Here is a 24,040-nt window from a genome sequence, read left to right on the forward strand (position 1 = left end):
GTCAGCTCTGGTTGTAGAAGCCGCCGGCGGCGATGCGCTGCTTGTCCTCGTCGGTGACCTCGACGTTCTCCGGCGACAGGAGGAAGACCTTGCTGGTCACGCGGTTGATGCTACCGCGCACGGCGAAGACCAGGCCGGCGGCGAAGTCGACCAGACGCTTGGCGTCGTCGTCGTCGATCTCCGAGAGGTTCATGATGACCGGGACGCCCGAGCGGTAGTGCTCGCCGACCGAGCGCGCGTCGTTGTACGTGCGAGGCGTGACGGTCTCGATGCGCAGCAGCGGGGAGGAGTCCGCGAGCTCGGCGACCGTGGGCACGGGCGACGGCGCGGTACGGGGCTCACGACGCGTCGGGCGACGCTCGTCGAGGGTCGCGACGGCGGCGGGGACGGCCGCGGCTCGCTCGGGTCGTCGTGAGCGCTCCTTCGGAGCGGGCTCGGCGATCTCGTCGTCCTCGCTCCAACCGTCGAGGTCCTGCTCGACGAGTCCCAGGTACTCGCCCACCTTACGCATTGCGCCAGCCATGAGATCTCCTGCGATCGGGTCGCGACGCCTGCTCGCGCCGTGTGAATGACACTGGTGAGATTACCCGAGAACAGGCCGTTCGCCGAGGACGGCGCGCCCGATCCGCAGGTGTGTCGCGCCAGCGGCGACGGCGTCCTCGAAGTCCTCGCTCATGCCTGCCGACAGGGCCCGCGCCCCTGGGTGGTCCGCCCGGACGCGCTCCGCGAGCCCGGCCAGGCGGTCGAAGACCGGGCGAGGGTCCACCCCGAGGGGCGCGACGGTCATGAGTCCGTCGAGGCGCAGCCCGGGGAGCTCGGCGGCGACGTCGGCGAGGGCCGACACGTCATCGGGAGCGGTCCCGGCCCGGCCGGGGTCCGTGCCGTCGAAGTCGACCTGGATCATGACTCCCACCTCGCGGCCTGCAGCCTGGGCGCCCCGCGAGAGGGAGCGGGCGAGCTTCACGCGGTCGAGGCTCTGGACGACGTCGGCGTACCGGGAGACGGCACCCGCCTTGTTGGTCTGGAGGCCACCGACGAAGTGCCAGCGCAGGTCCGCGCGGACCTCCTCGGCCTTGTCACCGGCCTCCGGGTGCCGGTTCTCCCCCACGTCGCTCACGCCGAGCCCGGCGAGGAGCTCGACGTCGGAGGCCGGGTAGGTCTTGGTGACCACGACGAGGGTCACGTCCTCGCGCGGGCGTCCCGCCGCCGCGCAGGCGGCGTCGATCCGCTCCTCGACGACCGCGAGCCGCTCGGCCAGCTCCTCACGGCGGCTCATCGCAGGACCACCAGGGCCCCGAACCGGCCGGACTCCGCGCCCTGGCGACGGTAGGAGAAGAAGCGCTCGTCCTCGATCGTGCACGAGTCCGCCCCCAGGTCGCGGGCCTCGACGTCGTGCGCCTCGAGCTGGGCCAGGACACCGGCACCGACGTCCACCGCCGGGGTGCCCCACGAGGTGGTGGACCGGGTCCCGGGGACGGCCGCGTCGACGGCGTCGGCCATCTCCTCGGGGAGCTCGTAGCACCGGCCGCACGCGCGCGGGCCCACCCAGGCACGCACCGTGGTGGCCCCGCGCGACCGCATCGCCTCGACCGTGGCGGGAACGACGCCGTCGACCAGCCCCGCCCGGCCCGCGTGCGCGACCGCCACGAGCCCGGCCGCGGCGTCGGCGAGCACCACCGGGGTGCAGTCGGCGACCCGGACGAGCAGGGCGACCCCCCGCACGTCGGTGACGAGCGCGTCGCACTCGGGCAGTCCCGCGCCGTCGACCATGACGACGTCGGCTCCATGGACCTGCGACATCGCGCGCAGCTCCTCGACCCCGAGTGCGTCGGCGAGGCGGGCGTGGTTGGTCACGACGTCCGGCGCGGCGGCCCGGCCGGCGCCTCCGAGGTCCAGGCTGGAGCGGCCACCGACGCTGACGCCCCCCTGGCGGTCGGTGACGGCGACCTCCACCTCACCGATCGTCTCGCGGAACCAGAACACGCAGCCGAGCGTAGCGAGCGGCTCAGCGCAGGAAGTCGGGGATGTCGAGGTCGTCGCCGTAGGCCACCTCGCGCGGTTCCGCCGACGGGGGCGGGAACCCGCGGGAGGCGTCGGGCGCCTCGCGACGGGGTGGCTCCGGCACCTCCGAGCGGTGGTTCCCGGCGACCGCCGAGGACGATTCCTGCACTCCCTGGGTGGGAGTGTCAGCGCCGGGACGCCTCTCGCCGTCCTTGAGCAGCGCGGGCTGGGAGGCGTCGCGTGCCTTGGGCTCACCCCCGTCGAAGCCGGCGGCGATGACGGTCACCCGGACCTCGTCGCCGAGGGCGTCGTCGATGACGGCACCGAAGATGATGTTCGCGTCCTCGTGGACCGCGTCGCTCACCAGGCCCGCCGCCTCGTTGATCTCGAACAGTCCGAGGTCGGAACCACCGGCGATCGACAGCAGGACGCCGCGCGCGCCCTCGATGGAGGCCTCGAGCAAAGGACTCGAGACGGCCATCTCGGCGGCGGCAGCGGCACGCGACTCACCGCGCGCCGAGCCGATGCCCATGAGCGCAGAGCCGGCGTCGGACATCACCGACTTCACGTCGGCGAAGTCGAGGTTGATGAGGCCCGGCGTCGTGATGAGGTCGGTGATCCCGGAGACGCCCTGGTGCAGCACCTGGTCGGCCTGGCGGAAGGAGTCCAGCAGGCTCACGTTGGGGTCGCTGATCGAGAGCAGGCGGTCGTTCGGGATGACGATCAGGGTGTCGACCTCCTCGCGCAGCGCCTGGATGCCGTGGTCGGCCTGGGCGGAGCGGTTGCGACCCTCGAAGGTGAACGGGCGGGTGACGACGCCGATCGTCAGCGCACCGAGCGAACGGGCGATGCGCGCGACCACCGGGGCACCCCCGGTGCCGGTGCCCCCGCCCTCGCCCGCGGTCACGAAGACCATGTCGGCGCCCTTGATGGCCGCCTCGATCTCCTCGGCGTGGTCCTCGGCGGCACGCTTGCCGATGTCGGGGTTGGCGCCGGCGCCGAGGCCACGGGTGGAGTCACGGCCGACGTCGAGCTTGACGTCGGCGTCGCTCATGAGCAGCGCCTGGGCGTCGGTGTTGATCGCGATGAACTCGACGCCCTTGAGGCCGACCTCGATCATCCGGTTCACGGCATTGACGCCGCCGCCGCCGATGCCGACGACCTTGATCACGGCGAGATAGTTCTGGACCGCCATGTGCGTGCCTTCCTGAGCGGAGTGAAACGTGGAGTGGAGGGATGAAGTCTCACCCTGAGGTGGAGGTTCACAGTTATGTCAACCTGTCGACGATGCTGACGCTACGCGGACCGGCGACGACCGCCGCCGCGACACGCCGCCGACGGCGTACGTGATCCTCGTCGGACGGTCCGCGCGGCTCAGTCCCGCGTCGTGGGCTGCTCCGGCGCGCTCACGTCGTACCCGGCAGCCGGCACGGCCTCCAGCAACGAGGCGAGGATCGTGAGCTTCTCCTCCGAGCGGGCCGCGCTCCCCCACGTGACGGCTCGGTCCCCCTCCAACGCCAGGACGACGGAGTCGCGCGAGGCGACGTCGACGTGGCGGACGTCCGCCAGGAGCGCGGGATCGTTCACCGACAGGAAGTGCACGACCGCTGCTGCGCTCGCGAGCGACTGCTGACGCTGCCGCGCCTCCATGGAGGGGACCCGTATCTCGACGAGTCGACGCGGGCGACGCTCCACGGTGCGAAAGTCGATGCCGAACCGGTCCACGACCCGCATGCGACCGTCGGAGGTGACCCAGCCCACCGGCTCGCGCTCTCGCACGACCACTCGCACGGTCGAGGGCCAGGAACGCTCGACGCGCACGCTCTCGACCCGCTCCATGGCACCCACGCGACCCTCGACGCCCACCGTGTCGATTCGCGCCAGCGGACGTCCGATCGGGACCTGGGCGACCTCCTCGACCTGCTCGACCTCGAGCGTGTCGAGACCGTCGACGGTGACCGTCTCGGCCGCGAGCAGGCTCGAGAACCACACCAGCCACACGAACGCACCGGCCACGGCGACGAGCACGACGGGCACCAGGACCGCGAGGACGCGGCGACGTCGGTCACGGCGCCGGACGCGCTCGAAGACCCCCTGGGTCATGGCCGCCCCGCGAGGACGCGCAGGACCGCGGCGCCGACCGTCGTGATGTCCCCTGCGCCGAGGGTGAGCAGCAGGTCACCGGCGCGCAGGTGGTCCACGAGCAGCGCGGGGAGCTCCTCGACGCCACCCCCGAGCAGGGCCGGCGGCCCGGAGACCGCGGCGGCGACGAGCGCCGAGGTCACGGCGGGGTCCGGGTCCTCGCGGGCGAGGTACAGGTCGGCCAGGACGACGAGGTCGGCCGCCGAGAGCTCCTGGCCCATCCGCTCGCCGTACAGGCGGGTGCGGCTCACCAGGTGCGGCTGGAACGCCACGACGAGACGGCGGTCCCCGGCGATCGCGCGCGCGGCGGCGAGGTCGGCGCGGATCTCGGTGGGGTGGTGGGCGTAGGAGTCGATGACGGTGACGCCCGCCTCGGCCCCCAGCACCTCCATGCGTCGCTTGGCACCGGCGTGACGGGCCAGCCCCGTCGCCAGCGTCTCGGGGTCGTGTCCGAGCCACAGGCCGGCCGCGAGCGCCAGCAGCGCGTCCTGCGCGTAGTGCACCCCGGGCACGGCGAGCGCGACGTCGATGTCGGGGCCGTCGGCACGTCGCACCGTCATCGTCGTCCCTGTCGCCGAGACCTCGAGGTCCTCGGCGAGGAGGTCGGGCGAACCGTGCCCGGTACCGGTGCCCGTGGTCACGACCTCCAGGCCGGCGGCACGCGCGATGGGGACGAGGGCCGCTGCGCCGGGGTCGTCGAGTCCGATCACCACGGCCCGGCCGACCGTGGAGACGAACTCCTCGAAGGCGGCGTGGTAGGCCGCCTCGCTCCCCCAAATGTCGAGGTGGTCGGGATCGACGTTGGTGACGACCGCGATCTCCGGCGAGTAGACCAGGAAGGCACCGTCGCTCTCGTCGGCCTCGGCCACCAGGACGTCCCCGGAGCCGAGCGCGGCGTTCGTCCCGAGGGTGGCGACCTCCGCCCCGATCGCGAAGGACGGGTCGGCGCCGGCCGCGCGCAGCGCGACGGTGAGCATCGCGGTGGTGGTGGTCTTGCCGTGGGTCCCCGCCACCGCGATCGTGCGACGACCGACCATCACCGAGGCGAGGCCGGCCGAGCGCGGCCAGAGCCGCAGGTCGCGCTCGAGGGCGGCGACGACCTCGGGGTTGTCCTCGCGGACGGCGGTGGAGGCGACGACGGTGCGCGCGAGCCCGACGTGCTCGGCCGCGTGGCCCACGTGGCACGTGATGCCCTCGGCGCGCAGTGCCTGCACGACCGCCGAGTCGTTCGCGTCACTGCCGGAGACAGCGACCCCCTGCTGCGCCATCAGTCGCGCGATCGCCGACAACCCCGCTCCGCCGATCCCCACGAAGTGGACGGGACCGATGGCGCTCGGGGGCTCGATGGTCGAGGGCACCGGGATCCTCATCGCTGCTGTGCCGCCTCCAGGACCATCGTGGCGAGCCGTTCGTCGGCGTCGCGGGGCACGAGACCGGCGGCTGCGGCCGACATCGCCTCGAGCCGCTCGGCGTCGCGCACGAGCGGGATCACGGCGTTCTCGATCCACGCCGCGGTGAACGCCGCGTCGTCGACCAGCAGCGCACCGTGCGCGCGCACCACGGGGTGGGCGTTGTGCGCCTGCTCCCCGTTGCCGATCGGCAGCGGGACGAAGGCGGCGGGCAGTCCCACGGCGGCCACCTCGGTGACCGTGTTGGCCCCGGCGCGGCAGACCACGAGGTCCGCGGCGGCGTAGGCGAGGTCGATGCGGTCGATGTAGCGCTCGACGACGTACGGAGGGTCCTGGGGGCCGGGCTCGACCATTACCTCCTCCGGCCGGCCCGCCGCGTGCAGCACCTGCACCCCGGACGCGGCGAGCGCAGGAGCGGCGGCCGCGACGGCGTGGTTGATGCGCCGGGCACCCTGTGACCCACCCGTCACGAGCAGTGTCGGGGCGTCCCCACGCAGTCCGAAGTGCGCTCGAGCCTCCTCGCGCAACGCGGCACGGTCGAGCGTGGAGATCTGCCGGCGGATCGGGAGCCCGACGTAGCGGCCGTGCCGCAGGTCCGTGTCGGGGAAGCTCGTCGCGACGTGCTCGGTGAAGCGGGCCCCGAGCTTGTTGGCGATACCGGGCACGGCGTTGCCCTCGTGGACGACGAGCGGGATCCGCAGCCGGCGCGCGACCATGTAGGCAGGGACCGAGACGTAGCCACCGAACCCGACGACGACGTCGGGCCGCACCCGTTCGACGACCTCCCGCGTGGCCTTGACCGCCGAGCGCAGCCGTGAGGGGACGGCCAGCAGGTCCTTGCCAGGTCGACGCGGCAGGGGTACCGGGGGCACCAGCTCCAGCGGGTACCCCGCCTCGGGGATGAGCGTGACCTCGAGCCCGCGAGGGGTGCCGAGGCACGTGACGTCCACGCCGCGCTCGCCCAGGACGGCGGCCGTCGCGAGCAGCGGCGAGGTGTGGCCGGCGGTACCACCGCCGGCGAGCAGGGCCCGCACCGTCATCTCCTCCTGGCCGCAGCGCGTCGGCGACGGCGGGCCCGCCCGGCCCGCAGGGCGGCGGCGGCGCCCGGCTCGGTGGTGGCGAAGGACAGCAGCAGACCGGCGGCGACGAGCGTGACGATCAGGCTGGACCCGCCGTAGGACAGGAAGGGCAGCGGGATCCCGATGACCGGCAGCAGGCCGAGCACCATCCCGATGTTGATGAGCGTCTGCGACGCGAACCAGATGGTGATGCCGGCCGCGGCGTAGCGGACGAAGGGCTGTCGGGTGCGCAGCGCGATGCGCACGCCCGCGACGACGAGCGTCAGGAACAGTCCGAGCACCACCAGGGTGCCGAGCAGCCCCAGCTCCTCGCCGATCACCGCCAGGATGAAGTCGGTGTGCGCCTCGGGCAGGGAGCCCCACTTCTGCCGGCTCTTGCCGAGCCCGACGCCGGCGATCCCGCCACGAGCGAAGCCCATCATCGCCTGGATCGACTGGTAGCCGTCGCGGTCGGGGTCCGACAGCGGGTTGAGGAAGTTCAGCATGCGAGCCACGCGGTACGGCGCCGTGGCGACGAAGTACAGGCACACCACGCCGAGACCGGCCAGCAGCACGCCGAGGTAGCGCACCGGCAGTCCGGCGACCCAGAGCATCCCGAGGATGATGCAGAACACCACGAGCGCCGTGCCGAGGTCGTCCTGCAGCACGACGAGCCCGGCCACGGCGAACCCGACCAGGATCATCGGCATCAGGATGTACCGCGGGCGGTGCATCAGGTGCTGGCGGCGGGCGTAGAGGTCGGCGATCCACAGGATGAGGGCCAGCTTGGCGAACTCCGAGGGCTGCACGCTCTGGCCGAACCCGATCGGCAGCCAGTTGCGGTTGCCGTTGATGGTGATGCCGACGCCCGGGATGAACAGCGCCATCATCAGCAGCACGGAGACGACCAGGGCCGGGAGCACGAGGCGGCGCAGCACGGGGATCGGCACGCGGGTGACCAGCCAGGCCCCCACGACGCCGACGACCGCGAAGACCGCCTGGCGCTGCACGATGGCGAAGGAGTTGCCGTCGTAGAGGTAGTAGGACAGGACCGAGCTGGCGCTGAGGACCGCGATCAGTCCCAGTCCGACGAGCAGCGAGATGGAGCCGAGGACCAGCTGGTAGGTGGCGAGGGGGCGGTCGAGGTGCTGGCGGACGCGCGCCAGGGGACCGCTGCGCGTGGGCGTGCGGCCCGACGGCGTGGAGTCGGTCGTCGAGGCCACGGCTCAGTCCTGGTGCAGGTGTGCTCGGACGGCCGCGGCGAAGGCGTCGCCCCGCGCGGCGTAGTCGCGGAACTGGTCCATGGAGGCACACCCGGGGGCGAGCAGCACGGCGTCGCCCTCGCGAGCGTGCCGCTCGGCGGTGCGGACCGCCGCAGCCATGATCTGCATGGGCCCATCCTCGCCGCTCCCCCCGTCGAGCACGGGGACCTCCGGTGCGTGTCGCGCCAGAGCGGCCCGGATGAGCGGCGCGTCGGCGCCGATGAGGACGACGGCGCGCAGCCGGTCGCGGGCGGCGACGACAAGGTCGTCGAAGGTCGCCCCCTTGGCGAGGCCGCCGGCGATCCACACGGCGTGCTGGACGCCCCGCAGCGAGGCGAGCGCGGCGTGCGGGTTGGTCGCCTTGGAGTCGTCGATCCACCGCACGCCGTCGGCCTCGGCGACGACCTCCCTGCGGTGCGGCCCCGCGCGGAAGCCCTGCAGGCCCTCGCGGACGGCACCGGTGGGGACGCCGTGGGAGCGGGCCATGGCGGCCGCGGCGAGGGCGTTGGCCACCTGGTGCGGGGAATCGTCGTCGAGGTCGCCCACTTCGGCCAGGGGCGCGGCGCTGGTGCGCCGCTCGGCGACGAAGGCGCGGTCGGCCAGCACGTCGTCGACCACCCCGACCATGCCCGCCTCGGGCACGCCGAGCGTGAACCCGATCGCGCGGGCCCCCTCGGCGACGTCGGCCGCCCGCACGAGCCGCTCGGTGGCGGGGTCCTGCACGTTGTAGACGCAGGCGCGCTCGACGCCCGAGTAGATGCGGCCCTTCGCCTCCGCGTAGGCCGCGAAGGAGCCGTGCCAGTCGAGGTGGTCGTCGGCGAGGTTGAGCACCGCCGCCGACTCCAGCGCCGTCGACCGCGTCCAGTGCAGCTGGAAGCTGGAGAGCTCCACGACCAGGACGTCCATCGGCTCGGGATCCATGACCGCCTCGACGACGGACCGGCCGACGTTGCCGACGCTGGCCGCGCGCAGCCCGGCCGCCTGCAGGATCGCCGTGGTCATCTGCACCGTCGTCGTCTTGCCGTTGGTCCCGGTGAGGCCGAGCCAGGCCGGTCCGTCGGGCTGTCTCAGTCGCCAGGCGAGCTCGACGTCGCCCCAGACCGGGACTCCTCGCGTGCCGGCGGCGCGGAGCAGGGGGGCGTCCGGCCGCCACCCCGGGGACGTGACCACGAGGTCGGGGGCCTCGGTCGGCAGGTCGGACGCGACGCCCGGGCCGACGCGGAAGCGCACGCCCAGGCTCTCGAGCAGCTCCGCGCGCTCGGCCGCCGGTCCCTGCGGCTCGCGCTCGTCGACGACCACCACGTCGGCGCCGAGGTGCTGCAGGGCGTCGGCGGCACCGGCCCCGCTCGTGCCGAACCCGGCCACCGTGACGGCTACGCCCTCCCAGGAGTCGTCCCGGCCGAGTCGCCCCGGGACGCGGTGCTGGTCGCCGTCCTCCTGGGGACCGCTCATGCGCCCGTGACCCACTCCCAGTAGAAGACGCCGAGACCGGTGGCGACGAACAGGCCGCTGATGATCCAGAACCGGACGACGATGGTGATCTCGGCCCAGCCGAGCAGCTCGAAGTGGTGCTGCAGGGGCGCCATGCGGAAGACCCGCTTGCCGCCGGAGATCTTGAAGTACGCCACCTGGATGATCACCGAGGCCGTGATGAGGACGAACAGGCCACCGATGAGCACGAGCAGCAGCTCGGTGCGCGTCATCAGCGCGAAGCCGGCCATCGCTCCACCGAGGCTCAGCGAACCGGTGTCGCCCATGAAGATCTTCGCCGGGGAGGCGTTCCACCACAGGAAGCCGAAGCAGGCGCCCATGATGGCGGAGGCGACCACGGCGAGGTCGAGCGGGTCGCGCACCTCGTAGCACTTCACGCCGGGGTTGAAGGCGCAGTTCTGGTTGTACTGCCAGATGTTGATGATGACGAAGGCGCCGAAGACCATCACCGAGGCACCCGTCGCGAGCCCGTCGAGCCCGTCGGTGAGGTTCACGCCGTTGCTGGCGCCGGCGATCATGACGAGCACCCACACGATGAGCAGGATCGTCGGCATCTGGGTGCCGGAGATGTCGCGGGTGAAGGAGATCGCGTTGGAGATGGGTGTGCGTCCGTTGGCGTCCTCCCAGGAGATCGCGAGGACCGCGAAGACCAGGCCGACGAGGATCTGTCCGACCATCTTCGCCTTGCTGCGCAGGCCCAGGCTGCGCTGCTTGGAGATCTTGATGTAGTCGTCGAGGAAGCCGATGGCGCCGAGGCCCGCGAAGAGGAAGAGCAGCAGCAGCGCCGACGCCGACGGGGCGAAGCCGGTGACGAGCTTGGCGACCGCGTAGGCGGCCACCGCCGAGAGGATGATGACCGTCCCGCCCATGGTCGGGGTGCCGCGCTTGACGTGGTGGGACGTGGGCCCGTCGTCGCGGATCAGCTGGCCGTACCCGCGCCGCACCAGCACCGCGATCGCGACTCGCGTTCCGAGGAGCGTCCCCAGCAGGGCGAGGGCGCCGGCGATCAGGATGGCGAGCATGGGGGCGACGGTTCCTCTCCGGGAGCGGTGGTGCGTCGCGCGAGGGGGTCGGCGCGACGGTCCGAGTATGCCGTCACCGGCCGAGCAGCCCTTCGGTGACCCGTTCGAGACGGGCACCCCGGGACGCCTTGACGAGGACGAGGTCGTCCGGTCGCAGCCACGACGCCAGGTCCGCGAGGGCGGCGACGACGTCGTCGACGGGCACGGCGACGTCACCAGCGCCCTCGGCGATCCCCCGGGCATCCTTGCCCACCACGACGACACGGTCCAGACCCAGTGCGGCGGCCTCGCGACCCACTCGGACGTGCTCGGCGTGGGCGTCGGCGCCCAGCTCGAGCATCTCCCCCAGCACGGCCACCCGGCGGCCGGCGGTGGTGTCCGCGACGGCGCGCAGGGCGGCGAGCACCGACTCGGGGTTGGCGTTGTAGGAGTCGTCGATGATGACGAGGCCGTCGTCGCGACGGTGACGCTGCATGCGCATGGGCGACGGACTCGCGTACCCCGCGAGCGTTGGCAGCGGGGCGTCGGGGTCGACCGATCGAGCGATCGCGACGGCCGCGGCCAGGTTGACCGCGTGGTGGGACCCGACGAGCGGCACGTGCACGTGGCACGGCCGGCCCTCCACGTCGAGGTCGACGTCGGGCTCGCCGGCGGCGTCCACCCGGACGTCGAGGACCCGGACGTCGGCGTCGCTCCCGCGACCGAACCAGCGCACCGAGGTGCCCGGGGGTCGGCGGTCGGCCATGGCGCGCACGCGGTGGTCGTCGGCGTTGAGGACCGCGGTGCCGCCGGGTCGCAGGTTCTCGATGATCTCGCCCTTGGCCCGGGCGATGTTCTCCACCGAGCCGAACTCCCCGAGGTGGGCCGAGCCGACGTTCAGCGCCACGGCCACGTGCGGAGGGGCGACGCGGCACAGCCGTGCGATGTGGCCGATCCCGCGCGCCCCCATCTCGACCACGAGGGCGCGCGTCGTCCCCGTCGCCCGCAGGACCGTCAGCGGCACGCCCAGCTCGTTGTTGTTGTTGCCGCGCGTCGCGACGACGTCGGCACCGTGGACGCCGAGCAGGTGGGTCGCGAGGTCCTTGACGCTGGTCTTCCCCTGCGACCCGGTGATCGCCACGACCGTGGCGTCGAGCCGGTCGAGGACGTGGCGGGCCAGCCGGCCGAGGGCGACGGTGGCGTCGTCGACGACGATGCACGGACCGTCGACGGGGCGGGACGCGAGGACCGCCGCCGCGCCGCTCTCCAGCGCTGCCGCGGCGTAGTCGTGACCGTCGACCCGCTCGCCGGCGATCGCGACGAACAGGCCACCGGGCTCGACGGCCCGGGAGTCGACGTCGGCAGCGGCCGTGACCCGACGCGTCGGGTCGCCGTGCACCGTGCCTGCGACCACCTCGGCGATGTCGGCGACGGTCATGGGGATCACGAGACGCCTCCGATCGCGTCGCGCAGGACGACGCGGTCGTCGAACGGCTGGACGACGCCGGCGACCTCCTGTCCGCGCTCGTGGCCCTTGCCTGCGACCACCACGGTGTCCCCGCGCCGCGCGAGGCCGACGGCGTGGGCGATGGCCTCGGCCCGGCCCGCGACCTCGAGCGCCTCCCCCGGGCCCTGGGCGGCGCCGGACAGCACCTCGGCACGGATCGCCGCCGGGGACTCCGACCGGGGGTTGTCGTCGGTGACGACGACGAGGTCGGCGTGGCGTGCTGCCGCCTCGCCCATCAGCGGACGCTTCCCGTGGTCGCGGTCGCCCCCGGCACCGAGCACGATGATCAGACGACCCGGCGTGACCGGGCGCAGCGCCGTGAGCACGGCCGTGACGGCGTCCGGCTTGTGGGCGTAGTCCACGACGGCGGTGAACTCCTGCCCGGCCTCGACCCGCTCCATCCGACCCGGCACCCCGGGACTGCGGGCGATCCCCGCGGCGAGGTCCTCCGGAGCATGACCGATCAACGACAGCGAGGCGACGACCGCGAGCGCGTTCGCGACGTTGAACACGCCGGGCAGCGGGACGTGCAGGTCGAGCCGCACGCCCTGCGGGCCGAGCACCTCGAGGTCGGTGCCGAGACGGTGCGGCCGCACGTTGACGGCCTGCCAGTCGGCGGCACCCGTGGTCGAGAAGGTCGTGAGCGGCAGCGGCGTCTCCGTGGCGAGTCGACGTCCGTGCTCGTCGTCGAGGCAGACCACCGCGCGGCGGGCGCGCTCGGGTGTGAACAGCGACGCCTTGGCCCGGTAGTAGTCCTCGAGGTCGGCGTGGAAGTCCAGGTGGTCGCGCCCCAGGTTCAGGAACGTCGCGACGTCGAAGACGACGCCGTCGACCCTGCCCTTGACCAGGGCGTGGCTGGAGACCTCCATGGCGCACGTGGCGATGCCCTCCTCCCGCATGACCGCGAACAGGGCCTGCAGGGCTGGGGCCTCCGGCGTCGTCAGGGTCGACGCGGCCGCCACGCCACCGATCCGGGTACCGATGGTCCCGACCACGGCCGCGTCCGTGACCCCGAGCGCCGCCTCCGCGAGGTGGGTCGTCGTGGTCTTGCCCTGGGTGCCGGTGACGCCGACGGTCGCGAGGGCCCGGCTCGGGTGGTCGTGGAACCACGCACTGAGCCCGGCGAGACGCGCACGCGGTTCGTCGACGACGATCGTCGGCATCGCGGTGAGGCGCTGCGCCCCGTCGGCGTCGGTGAGGACCGCCCCCGCGCCGGCCCGCTCCGCGGCGTCGGCGAAGTCCGCGCCGTGGGCACTCGCACCCGGGAGTGCCACGTACAGGTCGCCGGGCCGGACGTCTCGTGAGTCCAGCGTGAGGCCGGTCAGCTCCGGACCGTCACCGTCGGCGACGGGCGCCGGGACGCCGAGCTGCGCGGCGACCTCGGTCAGGCTGCGGCGAGGGGGGCGGGCCGGACGCACCCGCATGGTCTCGGGAGGGGTCGGATCGGTGCTCATCAGCGCCCAACCTACCGGCCGGTCCCGCGGGCTCGGAGGGCTGCACGTCACCACTCCTGCTCGACCTTCGGGCGCGCGGAGCCGGTGGGAGGGACGCCGAAGCGCTCCAGCGCCATCGACATGATGTCGTGGAAGACCGGTGCCGCGGTCGAGCCGCCACCGGCGTCGCGGTGCGGCCGATCGAGCACGACGTAGGTCGCGAAGCGCGGCGCGTCCGCCGGCGCGAAGCCGACGAAGGAGACCGTGTTCTGGCCGCGGACGTACCGACCGGTCTGCGGGTTGACCCGCCATGCCGTACCGGTCTTGCCCGCGACGCGGTAGCCCGGGATCTGGGCGGCGGGAGCGGTGCCGTCGTCGTCGGTGACCGCCTCCATCATCCGCGTCGCCATCGACGCGGCCTCCTTGGAGACGACCTGGCGGGTGGCCGGGGCCGGTACGGGCGTCCGGTTGCCGTCGCCGTCGACGAACCCGCCGACGACGGTCGGCTCGACGAGCACGCCACCGTTCGCGATGGCGGCGATCGCCGACAGCATCTGCACCGCGGTGACGGAGACGCCCTGGCCGAAGGAGATGGTGGCGTGGTTGGCGCGCGTCCAGCCCGCCGCCGGCGGGAGGATCCCCTGCGACTCGCCCGGGAGGGCGATCCCCGTGGCCGAGCCGAAGCCGAACGACGCGAGGTAGTCGTGCATCGTGTCGTCGTCCATCTGCTGCGCGGCGATGATCGTGCCGAGGTTGGAGGACTTCGCGATGACGCCGGCGGCCGTGAGGTTGATGCGACCGTGCTCCCAGTAGTCGGCGATGCGGAAGCGGTCGATGAGCATCTGACCGGGCACGGAGATCTGCGTCTCGGGCGTCACCTTGCCGAGGTCGGCGAGCGCGGCCATGATGATCGGCTTCATGACCGAGCCCGGCTCGTACACGGTCTGCAGGTACCGCGAGACGCTCGTGGAGTCCTGGATCGTGCGAGGGTCCTCAGGATCGAAGGTCGGCGCCTGGGACAGCTGCACGACCTGACCGGTCCGCACGTCGATCGTGATCGCCAGGCCCCACTCGGCCCCGGAGGAGCGGACCGCGTCGACCAGGCGCTGGTCGCTGTACCACTGCAGGTCGCGGTCGATCGTCGTCTCGACGTCGGTCCCGGGCACCATCTCCTTGACGGTGCTGTCGGCCATGGGGATGCGCTGACCACGCGGCGAGACCTCGTAGGTGGCCTCGCCGTCACTGCCGGTGAGGATGTCGTCGTACTGGCGCTCGAGTCCCTGGACGCCCTTGCGCTCGCCGTCGACGAACCCGACGAGGTTGGCGGCGAGCCGGTTGCCGGGGTAGGCGCGCAGCGTCACCTTCTCGCTGAAGACCCCGGTGAGCTCCTCCTCGCGGACGGCTGCCACGGCGCTCTGCGCGCGCTCCGCGGGCAGGTCCTTCGCGACGACGACGTACCGCGACCCCTCGGTCCGCAGCAGGTCGACGGTCGCGAAGTAGTCGAGCTCGTCCTCGCCGAGCTCGTCGACGAGGATCTTCGCGATCCGCGGTGCCTCCGCGGAGGTCATGCTGGGGTCCGCGGTGATGGTGGTGCCGGCGACGCTCGTGGCCAGGACCTCCCCGTTCCGGTCGAGGATCTCCCCGCGTGGCGCCGGGACGACGGATCGGGCGGTGCCCGCCTCGATCGCCATCGCGGCGTAGGCCTGCGCGTCGATGCCCTGGATCTGGAACAACCGCAGCCCGAAGACGCCGAACACGAGCGTGACGGCGGCGAGCGCCACCGAGAGGCGCCGACGCACGAGCCGCTGGCGACTCATCGGTCCACCCGGGCGACGTTCGAGCGCGGTTCGGCCGGGACGGCCTTGCCGACGACCTCGCCGGCGGCGGGGTCCAGGAAGACGGGGTTGGCGTTCGGGACCATGCCGAGACGCATCGCCCGCTCGGCCAGACCGGCTGGGGCCTGCAGCCTCTCGACGTCGCGCTCCAGGGCCTGTTGCTGGATCTGCAGCTCCTGCGCCTGGCCCTGCAGCCGGGCGATCTCGAAGGCCTGGCCCTGCAGGACCGTGCTGATGAGGATGAGCCCGACGAGCCCGGCCCCGAGGACGACCAGGACGACGACCACGAACGGTGCGCGGGGTGTCCGCGCACGCACGGGGGCGACGAGCCGCAGCGGCAGGGCGCGTCCGGCGACCGAGGGCCGCGGTGCCGTGCGGGCGGTGCCGGGCCGCGGCCGTGGGGCAGCGGTGTGGGCGCTCACGCGGCGGTCCTCTCCAGCACCCGCATGCGGACGGACCGGGCGCGCGGGTTCTCCTGCGCCTCCTGGTCCGTCGCCTGCTCCGCTCCTCGGGTGACGAGCCGGAAGGCCGGCTCGTGACCGGGTGGGGCGAAGGGCAGGTCGCGCGGCAGGTCGTTCGTGGTGAGGGCCGCGAACTCGCGCTTGGTGATGCGGTCCTCCAGGGAGTGGTAGGCCAGCACGACGACGCGCCCACCGACCGCGAGGGCGGAGGCCGCCTGCGGGAGGGCGCGACGGTAGACGTCGAGCTCGTCGTTGACCTCGATGCGCAGGGCCTGGAAGGTGCGCTTGGCGGGGTGTCCCCCGGTCCGTCGGGCGGGCGCGGGGATGGCCTCGTACAGCAGCTCGACGAGACGGGCGCTGTTCTCGAAGGGCTGGACCTCGCGGGCCGCGACGATGCGATCCGCGATCCGGCGGGCGAACTTCTCCTCGCCGTAGACCCGCAGCACGCGGGCGAGCTCGTCCGCGGAGTAGGTGTTCAGCACGTCGGCGGCGCTGGGGCCCGTGGTGGGGTCCATGCGCATGTCGAGCGGGGCGTCCTGGGCGTAGGCGAACCCGCGATCGGCCCGGTCGAGCTGCATCGACGAGACCCCGAGGTCGAACAGGACCCCCGCCACCGCGTGTCGTCCGAGACGGTCGAGCACGTCGTCGAGCTCGTCGTAGACCGCCCCCACGAGCTCGACGCGGTCACCGAATGCCGCGAGGCGCGCGCCGGCCTTCTCGCGCGCCTGCGGGTCGCGGTCGATCCCGATCAGGCGCACGGTCGGGAACCGCGTCAACAGCGCCTCGGCGTGCCCGCCCAGACCGAGCGTGGCATCCACGACGACCGGTTCGTGCTGCGACTCGATCGCGGGCGCGAGGGTCTCGAGGACCCGCCCGAGGAGCACCGGCACGTGCTCCTCGCCGGTCACGACAACCTCATCGCGAGTGCCACCGCACCGGCGAGCACCACCGAGGCGCCGAAGGAGAACGCCATCACGAGGGCGGCGTCGGCCATGTCGTGGCGCACTCGACGCGTCGACCGCGTGGCGACGTTCTCCTCGATCATGGGCGTGCTCCGTGCTGGTGGGGGGGGGGGGTGGCTTGCTGGGAGTGGACTGCTGGTGGGGAGGGCGGCCGTGGTTCCGGATCCCCGTCCGTGCGGCCTGACGTCGGGGAAGGGACGTCAGGAGCGCACAGCCGGAGGTCGAGGACAGCGGACGCGGGTCAGAAGATGCCGGGCATCACCTCGTCGGACATGTCGGCGAAGGTCTCCTCCTGCTCGGCGGAGAACTCGGCCCACCGCTGGGCGTCCCAGATCTCGAGCCGGTCCATCGCACCGACGACGACGACGTCGCGGTCGAGCTGGGCCCACTCGCGCAGCACCTGCGGGACCGAGATGCGCCCCTGCTTGTCCGGCACCTCCGAGGAGGCGCCGGAGTAGAGCATGCGCACGAAGTTGCGAGCCTGGCGGTTGGTGAACGGGGTGTCCCGGATGCGGTCGGTGAAGGCGGTGAAGCTCTGGGTGGTCCAGCCGTAGATGCACTTCTCCTGCCCGCGCGTCAGCACGATGCCGTCCTCGAGGCGGGGTCGGAACTTGGCCGGCAGGAAGAGACGGGACTTCTCGTCCAAGCGAGGGGTGAACGTCCCAAAGAAGTTCTGGCCATCGACGCTCACCTCGTTCCTCCTCGGGCCGGTCACGGGATCGGCCGTCGACCAGCTCCTCCACTGCGCACCACAGTACTCCACATCACTCCACTGTCAAGGCGACATCGGCCGATCGGCCCGGCATGTCGCGCACGAACGGCGACGGGCAGATCGGCTCGAATCCCTGCGCTCGCAGCACTCGGTCCCGGCAGGACCGGCCTGGCGGTCTCGGGTGGAGCGGGGTGGAGGACCTGTGGAGCCCCAGCACACGACGAAGGGCCACCTCGTGGTGACGAGGTGGCCCTTGACGTCCGGGTCTAGCGCAGGATCAGCGGTCGTCGCCGTCCTGACGACGCTGCCAGCGCTGCTCCATGCGATCGACGAACGAACCACCGGACTGCTTGGGAGCCTTCGGCGTGCCACGACCGGAACCGCCGGCCTGGGCGTTCTCGTCCTCGACGCCGGTCAGGCCCCCGCGCCACGCGGTGACGAACACGTACGTCGCGGCCAGCATGACCACGAAACCGACGACGCCGACCCATGCCACCGCCGAGAGGGCACCGACGAACAGCACGACGATGCCGATCGCGAAGCCGAGGCCGGCCACGGCGGCCAGCCGGCGGTTGCGCGCAGCCTGCTTGGAGCCACGGAGGGTGGAGGCGAAGTCCGGGTCCTCCGCTGCGAGCGACTGCTCCAGCTGGTGGAGCAGACGAGCCTCTTCCTCAGACAGCGGCATGCTGGTCTCCTCGGTCGGTCGGTGGTGAGGACAAGTCTAGGCACGCGATGCACTGCAGACCACCCGAGATACCTGAGAAGTCCGCACTGTCCCGCACGGCACGCTCGAGCGCGTGCAGCCGGTCCCGTCCGCCGGGCTCGAGATCGACGATCGCCGACGGCACGAGGTCGCTGAAGACGCGCAGCGCGGCCGTCCGCTCCGGCCGCAGCCCCGCCCCCCGCAGCAACGCGTCGAGCTCGTCGACCACGAAACGCCGCGGCCCGTCGGCCCGCACGTCCCAGTCGTCGGCGCGCAAGGTCGTGAGGCGCTGCGCCGCCTCGAAGTCCCCCGCCATCGCGCGGGACAGGACCGCCGCCGGACGGCCCGGCACGACCGCGCTGAAGCGGCCGCCGTCGCGCAGTGCCGCGAGCGACGCGCGCACGGCGCCGGCGGGATCCTCGACGTGCTCGAGGACCCCGTGACAGATCACGAGGTCCTGCGACGCCGGCGCGACGACCTGCGCCACGTCCGCGGCGTCGCCGAGGACGCCGGTGACCGAGCCCGACGAGCTCGCGGACTCGGCGTGGCGACGACTCAGCGAGGCCAGGGCGTCCGGGCTCGGGTCGACGACCGTCACGCGGTGACCGAGCGCGGCGAGCCGCACGGCGTCGCCACCGGTGCCACCCCCGACGTCGAGCACGTCCAGCGGCCCGTCTCCGCCGACCGTCGCCACGGCCTCCAGCACCGCCTGCCACATGATCTCGCCACGCACCGGACCCATGGCGCCACTGTGTCATACGGCTACCCTTCGGCCATGGCACGCGTGGTGGTGGTCGGCGGGGGGTTCGCCGGCATGGCGGCCGCCGCGCGACTGGCGAAGCTGCGCCACGAGGTGACGCTCCTCGAGCAGGGCGAGGAGCTCGGCGGTCGACTCCGCGACATCGTCCTCGGGACGGGGCGCTGGCCCGTGTGCCCGGACACGATGACCATGCCCGGTGTCGTCCGCGACCTGTTCCGCAAGTCCGGTCGCCCGCTCGACGCCGTCCTCGAGCTCGAGATCACGACCGGCCGGCGGCACGTCTTCGACGACCGCACCGTGCTCGACCTGCCCATGGGACGGCGCTCGGACCAGCACGACGCGATCCGGGACCTGCTCGGCTCCGATCCCTGGTCCCCGTGGCTGGACACCATGTCCGAGACCTGGGAGGTCCTGCGACGACGGACCGTCCACCGCCTGCCCACGGGAGCAGGTGACCTCTCCCGCGACGACCGGGCCCTCCTGCGCGCGCGTCGGTCCCTGCGACGCGAGGTCCGCTCGCGGTTCAAGGACGATCGCCTGCGCGCCCTCGTGCTCGACCCGGTCCGTCTCGCGGGGGACGACGACCGCGTGACCCCGGCCTTCACGGCTGTCGACCACTACCTGGAGCGCACCTTCGGCCGCTGGCGGGTCGTCGGTGGCATGCCTGCGCTGGCCGACGCGCTCACCCGTCGCCTCGTCGAGCGCAAGGTCACCACGCGGCTCGGCGAGCGAGCCACCGGGGTCGAGACCGGACCGGGCGGCACGGTGGCGCGGGTGGTGACCGACGGCGGCACGCTCGAGACCGACCACGTGGTCTGGGCCGCCGGACGGTGGCCGCAGCCGCTCGCAGCACCGCGGCTCCTCCCCCGCATCCCGGCCGCCCGCACCCTCGTCCGGCTCGGTCCGGACGCGCCGGGCATGCCGCGCGACGTGATGGCGCACACCGATCCTCCCCTGCACCTGTGGTCCGACGGTTCAGACTGCTGGACCATCGCGCACCACAACGCCGAGGACCCCCTCGTCGCCCTCGCCCGGGTCGGACTCGACCTGCGCGAGCACGTCGAGGAACGCCACGACCTCAGTCCGTCGGACCTGGTGCGCGCCGGGCACTGGGGGTGGCAGTGGCGAGGATGGCGGTCCCAGGTCGACCGTCCGTCACGGCCCGGTCCGGAGGGCCTGTTCATGGTCGGCGCCCACGCGCACCCCGGCTCGAGCCTGGAGCTCGTCGGGCTGGCCGCCGAGGCCGTCGCCGAGCACCTCGGACCGGTCCCCCGCTGAGTGCTGCTAGAGCAGTCCCTCGTCGCGCAGCGTCGTGAAGATCTCGCGGGTCGCCTTGGACCGGTTGAGCGTCATGAAGTGCAGTCCCGGCGCCCCTTCCGCGAGCAGGTCGCGGCACAGCTGGGTGGCGAGCTCGATCCCCTTCGCCCGGACGGCCGCCGGGTCGTCGACCAGCGGCTCGATCTCGCGCAGGACCTCCTGCGGCATCGCCGCGCCGGAGAGCTCGGCCATCCGTGAGACCTGCTTGAAGTTCAGGATCGGCATGATGCCCGGCACGATCGGCATGTCGCAGCCGAGCGCCCGCACCCGTTCGACGAGGCCGCAGTAGTCCGCCACGCGGAAGAACAGCTGGGTGATCGCGAACTCGGCACCGGCGCGGGCCTTCGCGACGAGCACCTCGGCGTCGGCCTGCAGGTCCGCGGCGTCCGGGTGACCCTCCGGGAAGGCCGCGACACCGACGCGGAAGTCACCGGTCTCGCGGGCCAGCTCGACGAGCTCGACCGCGTGGGTCATGCCACCGGGGTGGGCCTGCCACGGCGCGCGGGGTCCACCCTCGGGGTCGCCGCGCAGGGCGAGGACGTGGTCGATCCCCGCCTCGGCGTACTGCTTGAGGACGACGGCGATCTCGTCACGACTCTGTCCGACGAGCGTCAGGTGCCCGACCGCCCGGATCCCCGACTGCTCGGCGATGCGCGACGTGACGCGCACGGTGCGCTCCTGGCTCGTGCCACCGGCACCGTAGGTGACCGACACGAACGTCGGCTCGAGCGTCTCGAGCTCGGCGATCGTGCGCCACAGCAGGTCCTCACCGGCGTCGTCCTTCGGCGGGAAGAACTCGAAGGAGTAGCTGGGACGGGACGACTCGAGGTCGGCACGGATCGACGGCGAGGGGAGGTCGGGCACGAGGCAAAGGTATCGTCCCGGACGTGATCCCCGGAGAGGAACTCGCTCGTCGAGACGCCGTCGACGCCGCCCTCGAGGCGTTCGTGCAGGAGCGGCGTCGTGACCTCGAGCCGCTGGGCCCCGATGCCACGGCCCTGCTCGACCTCGCCCGGGACGCGGTGGCCGGCGGCAAGCGCCTGCGACCCACGTTCTGCCGCGCCGGCTGGCTCGCCGCCGGCGGCGACCCCGACGACGGACGCATCGACGTCGCCGCCGCGGGCCTGGAGTGGCTGCAGGCCAGCGCCCTCGTCCACGACGACGTGATGGACGACTCCGACGTCCGTCGCGGTCGTCCCAGCGTCCACCGGGCCGTCGAGTCCACCCACCGCGAGGGCGGGTGGAGCGGGGACGCCGCCGCCCACGGTCGTGCCGTGGCCATCGTGCTGGGCGACCTGCTGCTCTCCTGGGCCGACCAGCAGCTGCGCGCCTCGGCCCTACCGACCGTGGGGCGCGGCCTCGACCTGCTGGACCTGTGCCGCTCGGAGGTCGCCACCGGCCAGTACCTCGACGTCCTCGCCCAGACCCGCCCCGAGGTCGGCGTCGAGGAGGCCCTGCGCATCGTCCGCTTCAAGGCTGCGACCTACACCGTCGAGCGGCCGATGCAGATCGGTGCCGCCCTGGCCGGCGCCGACGACGCGTTCGTCGACGCCCTGAGCTCGGTGGCCCTCCCCCTCGGCGAGGCGTTCCAGCTGCGCGACGACGTCCTCGGCGTCTTCGGCGATCCCGAGGTCACCGGCAAGCCGGCCGGTGACGACCTGCGCGAGGGCAAGCGCACCGTGCTCGTGGCCCGCACGGTCGAACGCGCCGGCCCGCAGGAGCGTGAGCAGCTGCGCCGCCTCCTCGGGACGCGCGAGGGCATCGCGCCCCTGCGCGACATGATCGTCCGCTCGGGCGCTCTCGCCGCCGTGGAGAAGGACATCGCCGATCGGGAGCAGGCCGCCCGGGACGCTCTGGACCTGCTTCCGCAGGCCGCCCGCGCGGCCATCGAGCCCCTGCTGCTCGTCGGCACGCGCCGCAGCCGCTGATCCTGCCCGACACTCACTACACTCGGCCCTGCTGCGTGGACGACCAGGAGAGGAGGCCGACGTGCCCGTCACAGGCGACGAAGCGCTCGTCGGCCGACTGCTCGACCACCGCTACCTCGTCGGCGAACGGATCGCACGCGGCGGCATGGCCAGCGTGTTCCTGGGCACCGACCAGCGGCTGGACCGTCGCGTCGCGATCAAGGTCATGCACTCGGGGCTCGGCGACGACGGCACCTTCACCCAGCGCTTCGAGCGGGAGGCGCGCGCCGCCGCCAAGCTCAACCATCGCGGGGTCGTCGCGGTCTTCGACCAGGGTCACGACGGGGACGTCACCTACCTCGTCATGGAGTACGTCCCGGGTCGCACCCTGCGCGACGTGATGCGCGACGAGGCACCCATGCCGCCCCGCCGCGCGCTGGGGTTGCTCGCCGACGTGCTCGCGGCACTGGCCGTCGCGCACCGCGAGAACCTCATCCATCGCGACGTCAAGCCCGAGAACGTGCTCATCACGCCCGAGGGCGAGGTCAAGGTCGCCGACTTCGGACTGTCGCGCGCCGTGAGCAGCGCCACGACGGCGACCGGGGGGACGCTCATGGGCACCGTGTCGTACCTGGCTCCGGAGATCGTGGTCAACGACGGTGTCGACCGTCGCAGCGACGTCTACGCGTGCGGGGCGATGCTCTTCGAGATGGTGACGGGCGAGAAGCCCCACACCGGCGACACGCCCATCCACGTCGCCTACAAGCACGTGCACGAGGACATCGCGCCTCCGTCGAGCGTCGTGCCCGACCTGCCGGACTACGTCGACGCGCTCGTGGCGCGCGCCACCGCCCGCGACCGAGCACAGCGCTCGGCGGACGCCGGTGTCCTGCTCCACCAGGTGCGCATGGTCATCGGCGCCCTGGACGCGGGTCTCGCCGCAGATCCCGAGCTCGTCGCCGACCTCGCCCCCCGTGCGCCCCTGGACCCCGACGAGGAAGCCACGGCACCGATCCCCGTCGGCGGTGCCGCAGCCGTCGCCGCCGCGGGTGCGGACGCCGAGCCCACGATGCAGTGGAGCACGCGGGACTGGCACGACGACGAGGACGGCGACCCAGCCGACGACGACCCCCCGGGCGAGCCGCCGACGCACGAGGAGTACGGCCAGGTCGCGGCCCTGCGCGCCGGCGCCCGCCGCGGTCGTGCGCTGCTCATCGGCGTCGTGGTCCTCGCGGTCCTCCTCGCCGGCCTCGGGTACTGGCTGGGGGTCGGACGGTACGCCGAGACCCCCCAGCTGGTCGGGCGCAGCGAGGCCCAGGCGGTCGCCGAGGCCGAGGAGGCCGGGTTCGAGCTCACCGTCGGTCGCCGTGCCTTCTCCGAGACCGCGCCGCTCGGCACCGTCATCTCCACCGACCCGGCTGCCGGGGACCGGCTGCTGCCGGGCAGCACCATCACCGCGGTCGTCTCGAAGGGCGTGGAGCGGTACGAGGTCCCCCGCACCAAGGGACTCACGCTCGAGGAGCTGGAACGCGAGCTGGAGCCGCTCACGCTGCAGGTCGGCGAGGTCACGGAGGTCTTCAGCGACAGCGTCGCAGAGGGTCGGATCGTCCGCCCGGTCAGCCACGCCGCCGGCGACTCCGTGCGCCGCGGCACCACGATCGACTTCGAGATCAGCAAGGGTCCGGAGCCGATCGAGATCGCCGACCAGAGCGGACGCAGCCGCGAGCAGGCGGTCGCCGCGCTGGAGGCGGCCGGGTTCCAGGTCGACGTCCAGGAGGAGTTCTCCGACGACGTCGACCGCGGTGACGTCATCTCCCAGGACCCGGACGGAGGCACCGGCGTGCGCGGCGACACGATCACCCTGGTCGTCTCCCGCGGGCCGGAGCAGGTGGACGTGCCGGACGTCCGCGGCGAGACCGAGGAGCGGGCGACGGAGATCCTCGAGGAGGCGGGGTTCGAGGTACGGGTCCGCAACGTCCTCCCCGGTGACACGGTGCTGGCCCAGACGCCGGACGCCGGTGAGACGCAACGCGTCGGGTCGCGCGTCACGATCTTCGTCTGACCCGGGACCGAGGACCA

23 protein-coding genes are annotated in these 24,040 nt (G+C 73.0%); 3 read left to right on the forward strand and 20 right to left on the reverse strand.

Going from position 1 to position 24,040, the window contains the following annotated elements:
* Position 1 precedes the first annotated feature (1 nt).
* The 19 genes from ABD213_RS02370 to ABD213_RS02460 all read right to left on the reverse strand — a co-directional run bounded on the left by ABD213_RS02370 (position 2) and on the right by ABD213_RS02460 (position 18,719).
* On the reverse strand, positions 2-523 hold the full coding sequence (locus ABD213_RS02370) for a cell division protein SepF (protein WP_344323821.1): 522 nt from the start codon (positions 521-523) through the stop codon (positions 2-4).
* Between the two features lie 60 nt (positions 524-583).
* Complete coding sequence (locus ABD213_RS02375) at positions 584-1,276, reverse strand: YggS family pyridoxal phosphate-dependent enzyme (RefSeq protein WP_344323823.1); 693 nt, start codon at positions 1,274-1,276, stop codon at positions 584-586.
* The gene (locus ABD213_RS02380; protein ID WP_344323825.1) at positions 1,273-1,983 is read right to left on the reverse strand and encodes a purine nucleoside phosphorylase YfiH/LACC1 family protein; all 711 of its coding nucleotides are present in this window, start codon (positions 1,981-1,983) and stop codon (positions 1,273-1,275) included. The genes ABD213_RS02375 and ABD213_RS02380 overlap by 4 nt, the downstream gene beginning before the upstream one ends.
* A 22-nt stretch (positions 1,984-2,005) precedes the next feature.
* Complete coding sequence (gene ftsZ, locus ABD213_RS02385) at positions 2,006-3,196, reverse strand: cell division protein FtsZ (RefSeq protein ID WP_344323827.1); 1,191 nt, start codon at positions 3,194-3,196, stop codon at positions 2,006-2,008.
* 179 nt (positions 3,197-3,375) lie between these two features.
* Entirely contained in the window at positions 3,376-4,104 is a 729-nt protein-coding gene (locus ABD213_RS02390; RefSeq protein WP_344323829.1) for a cell division protein FtsQ/DivIB, read from the reverse strand.
* A complete protein-coding gene (gene murC / locus ABD213_RS02395) occupies positions 4,101-5,501 on the reverse strand; it encodes a UDP-N-acetylmuramate--L-alanine ligase (protein WP_344323831.1) in 1,401 nt (466 codons plus the stop codon). Before murC ends, ABD213_RS02390 begins: the two co-directional genes overlap by 4 nt.
* 8 nt (positions 5,502-5,509) lie before the next feature.
* A complete protein-coding gene (murG, locus tag ABD213_RS02400; RefSeq protein ID WP_425546008.1) occupies positions 5,510-6,586 on the reverse strand; it encodes an undecaprenyldiphospho-muramoylpentapeptide beta-N-acetylglucosaminyltransferase in 1,077 nt (358 codons plus the stop codon).
* A gap of 2 nt (positions 6,587-6,588) precedes the next feature.
* Positions 6,589-7,833: a putative lipid II flippase FtsW gene (gene ftsW / locus ABD213_RS02405; RefSeq protein WP_344323835.1), complete on the reverse strand. Its 1,245-nt coding sequence runs from the start codon at positions 7,831-7,833 to the stop codon at positions 6,589-6,591.
* A gap of 3 nt (positions 7,834-7,836) precedes the next feature.
* Positions 7,837-9,324, reverse strand: a complete 1,488-nt coding sequence (gene murD / locus ABD213_RS02410) for a UDP-N-acetylmuramoyl-L-alanine--D-glutamate ligase (RefSeq protein WP_344323837.1) — start codon at positions 9,322-9,324, stop codon at positions 7,837-7,839.
* Positions 9,321-10,385, reverse strand: a complete 1,065-nt coding sequence (mraY, locus tag ABD213_RS02415; RefSeq protein ID WP_344323839.1) for a phospho-N-acetylmuramoyl-pentapeptide-transferase — start codon at positions 10,383-10,385, stop codon at positions 9,321-9,323. Before mraY ends, murD begins: the two co-directional genes overlap by 4 nt.
* Before the next feature lie 73 nt (positions 10,386-10,458).
* The gene (locus ABD213_RS02420) at positions 10,459-11,802 is read right to left on the reverse strand and encodes a UDP-N-acetylmuramoyl-tripeptide--D-alanyl-D-alanine ligase (protein ID WP_344323841.1); all 1,344 of its coding nucleotides are present in this window, start codon (positions 11,800-11,802) and stop codon (positions 10,459-10,461) included.
* A 5-nt stretch (positions 11,803-11,807) separates the two neighbouring features.
* Positions 11,808-13,325: a UDP-N-acetylmuramoyl-L-alanyl-D-glutamate--2,6-diaminopimelate ligase gene (locus ABD213_RS02425; protein ID WP_344323844.1), complete on the reverse strand. Its 1,518-nt coding sequence runs from the start codon at positions 13,323-13,325 to the stop codon at positions 11,808-11,810.
* Positions 13,326-13,372: 47 nt separating this feature from the next.
* Positions 13,373-15,121 (reverse strand): peptidoglycan D,D-transpeptidase FtsI family protein, encoded by a 1,749-nt coding sequence (locus ABD213_RS02430; RefSeq protein WP_344323846.1) that lies wholly within the window; start codon positions 15,119-15,121, stop codon positions 13,373-13,375.
* Positions 15,118-15,561 (reverse strand): cell division protein FtsL, encoded by a 444-nt coding sequence (gene ftsL, locus ABD213_RS02435; protein ID WP_344323848.1) that lies wholly within the window; start codon positions 15,559-15,561, stop codon positions 15,118-15,120. The genes ABD213_RS02430 and ftsL overlap by 4 nt, the downstream gene beginning before the upstream one ends.
* The gene (gene rsmH, locus ABD213_RS02440; RefSeq protein ID WP_344323851.1) at positions 15,558-16,508 is read right to left on the reverse strand and encodes a 16S rRNA (cytosine(1402)-N(4))-methyltransferase RsmH; all 951 of its coding nucleotides are present in this window, start codon (positions 16,506-16,508) and stop codon (positions 15,558-15,560) included. The genes ftsL and rsmH overlap by 4 nt, the downstream gene beginning before the upstream one ends.
* Positions 16,505-16,645, reverse strand: a complete 141-nt coding sequence (locus tag ABD213_RS02445; protein ID WP_344323853.1) for a hypothetical protein — start codon at positions 16,643-16,645, stop codon at positions 16,505-16,507. The genes rsmH and ABD213_RS02445 overlap by 4 nt, the downstream gene beginning before the upstream one ends.
* A 158-nt stretch (positions 16,646-16,803) precedes the next feature.
* Positions 16,804-17,253: a division/cell wall cluster transcriptional repressor MraZ gene (gene mraZ / locus ABD213_RS02450; protein ID WP_344323855.1), complete on the reverse strand. Its 450-nt coding sequence runs from the start codon at positions 17,251-17,253 to the stop codon at positions 16,804-16,806.
* 298 nt (positions 17,254-17,551) lie between these two features.
* Positions 17,552-17,959: a DUF3040 domain-containing protein gene (locus tag ABD213_RS02455; protein WP_344323857.1), complete on the reverse strand. Its 408-nt coding sequence runs from the start codon at positions 17,957-17,959 to the stop codon at positions 17,552-17,554.
* Entirely contained in the window at positions 17,946-18,719 is a 774-nt protein-coding gene (locus tag ABD213_RS02460) for a class I SAM-dependent methyltransferase (protein ID WP_344323859.1), read from the reverse strand. Before ABD213_RS02460 ends, ABD213_RS02455 begins: the two co-directional genes overlap by 14 nt.
* 9 nt (positions 18,720-18,728) lie before the next feature.
* Here ABD213_RS02460 and ABD213_RS02465 point away from each other — a divergent pair, with 9 nt between their 5' ends.
* Positions 18,729-20,015 carry a phytoene desaturase family protein gene (locus tag ABD213_RS02465; protein WP_344323861.1) on the forward strand — a complete coding sequence of 429 codons (1,287 nt, stop codon included), beginning with the start codon at positions 18,729-18,731 and terminating at the stop codon, positions 20,013-20,015.
* 6 nt (positions 20,016-20,021) lie between these two features.
* Here ABD213_RS02465 and metF read toward each other — a convergent pair whose 3' ends face one another.
* A complete protein-coding gene (gene metF / locus ABD213_RS02470) occupies positions 20,022-20,918 on the reverse strand; it encodes a methylenetetrahydrofolate reductase [NAD(P)H] (protein WP_344323864.1) in 897 nt (298 codons plus the stop codon).
* Between the two features lie 23 nt (positions 20,919-20,941).
* Here metF and ABD213_RS02475 point away from each other — a divergent pair, with 23 nt between their 5' ends.
* A complete protein-coding gene (locus tag ABD213_RS02475) occupies positions 20,942-21,982 on the forward strand; it encodes a polyprenyl synthetase family protein (protein WP_344323866.1) in 1,041 nt (346 codons plus the stop codon).
* 61 nt (positions 21,983-22,043) lie between these two features.
* Positions 22,044-24,023, forward strand: coding sequence for a Stk1 family PASTA domain-containing Ser/Thr kinase (pknB, locus tag ABD213_RS02480; protein ID WP_344323868.1), 1,980 nt, complete (start codon positions 22,044-22,046; stop codon positions 24,021-24,023).
* Positions 24,024-24,040 lie beyond the last annotated feature (17 nt).

Source organism: Aeromicrobium halocynthiae (genome assembly GCF_039531385.1).
Lineage (GTDB): Bacteria > Actinomycetota > Actinomycetes > Propionibacteriales > Nocardioidaceae > Aeromicrobium > Aeromicrobium halocynthiae.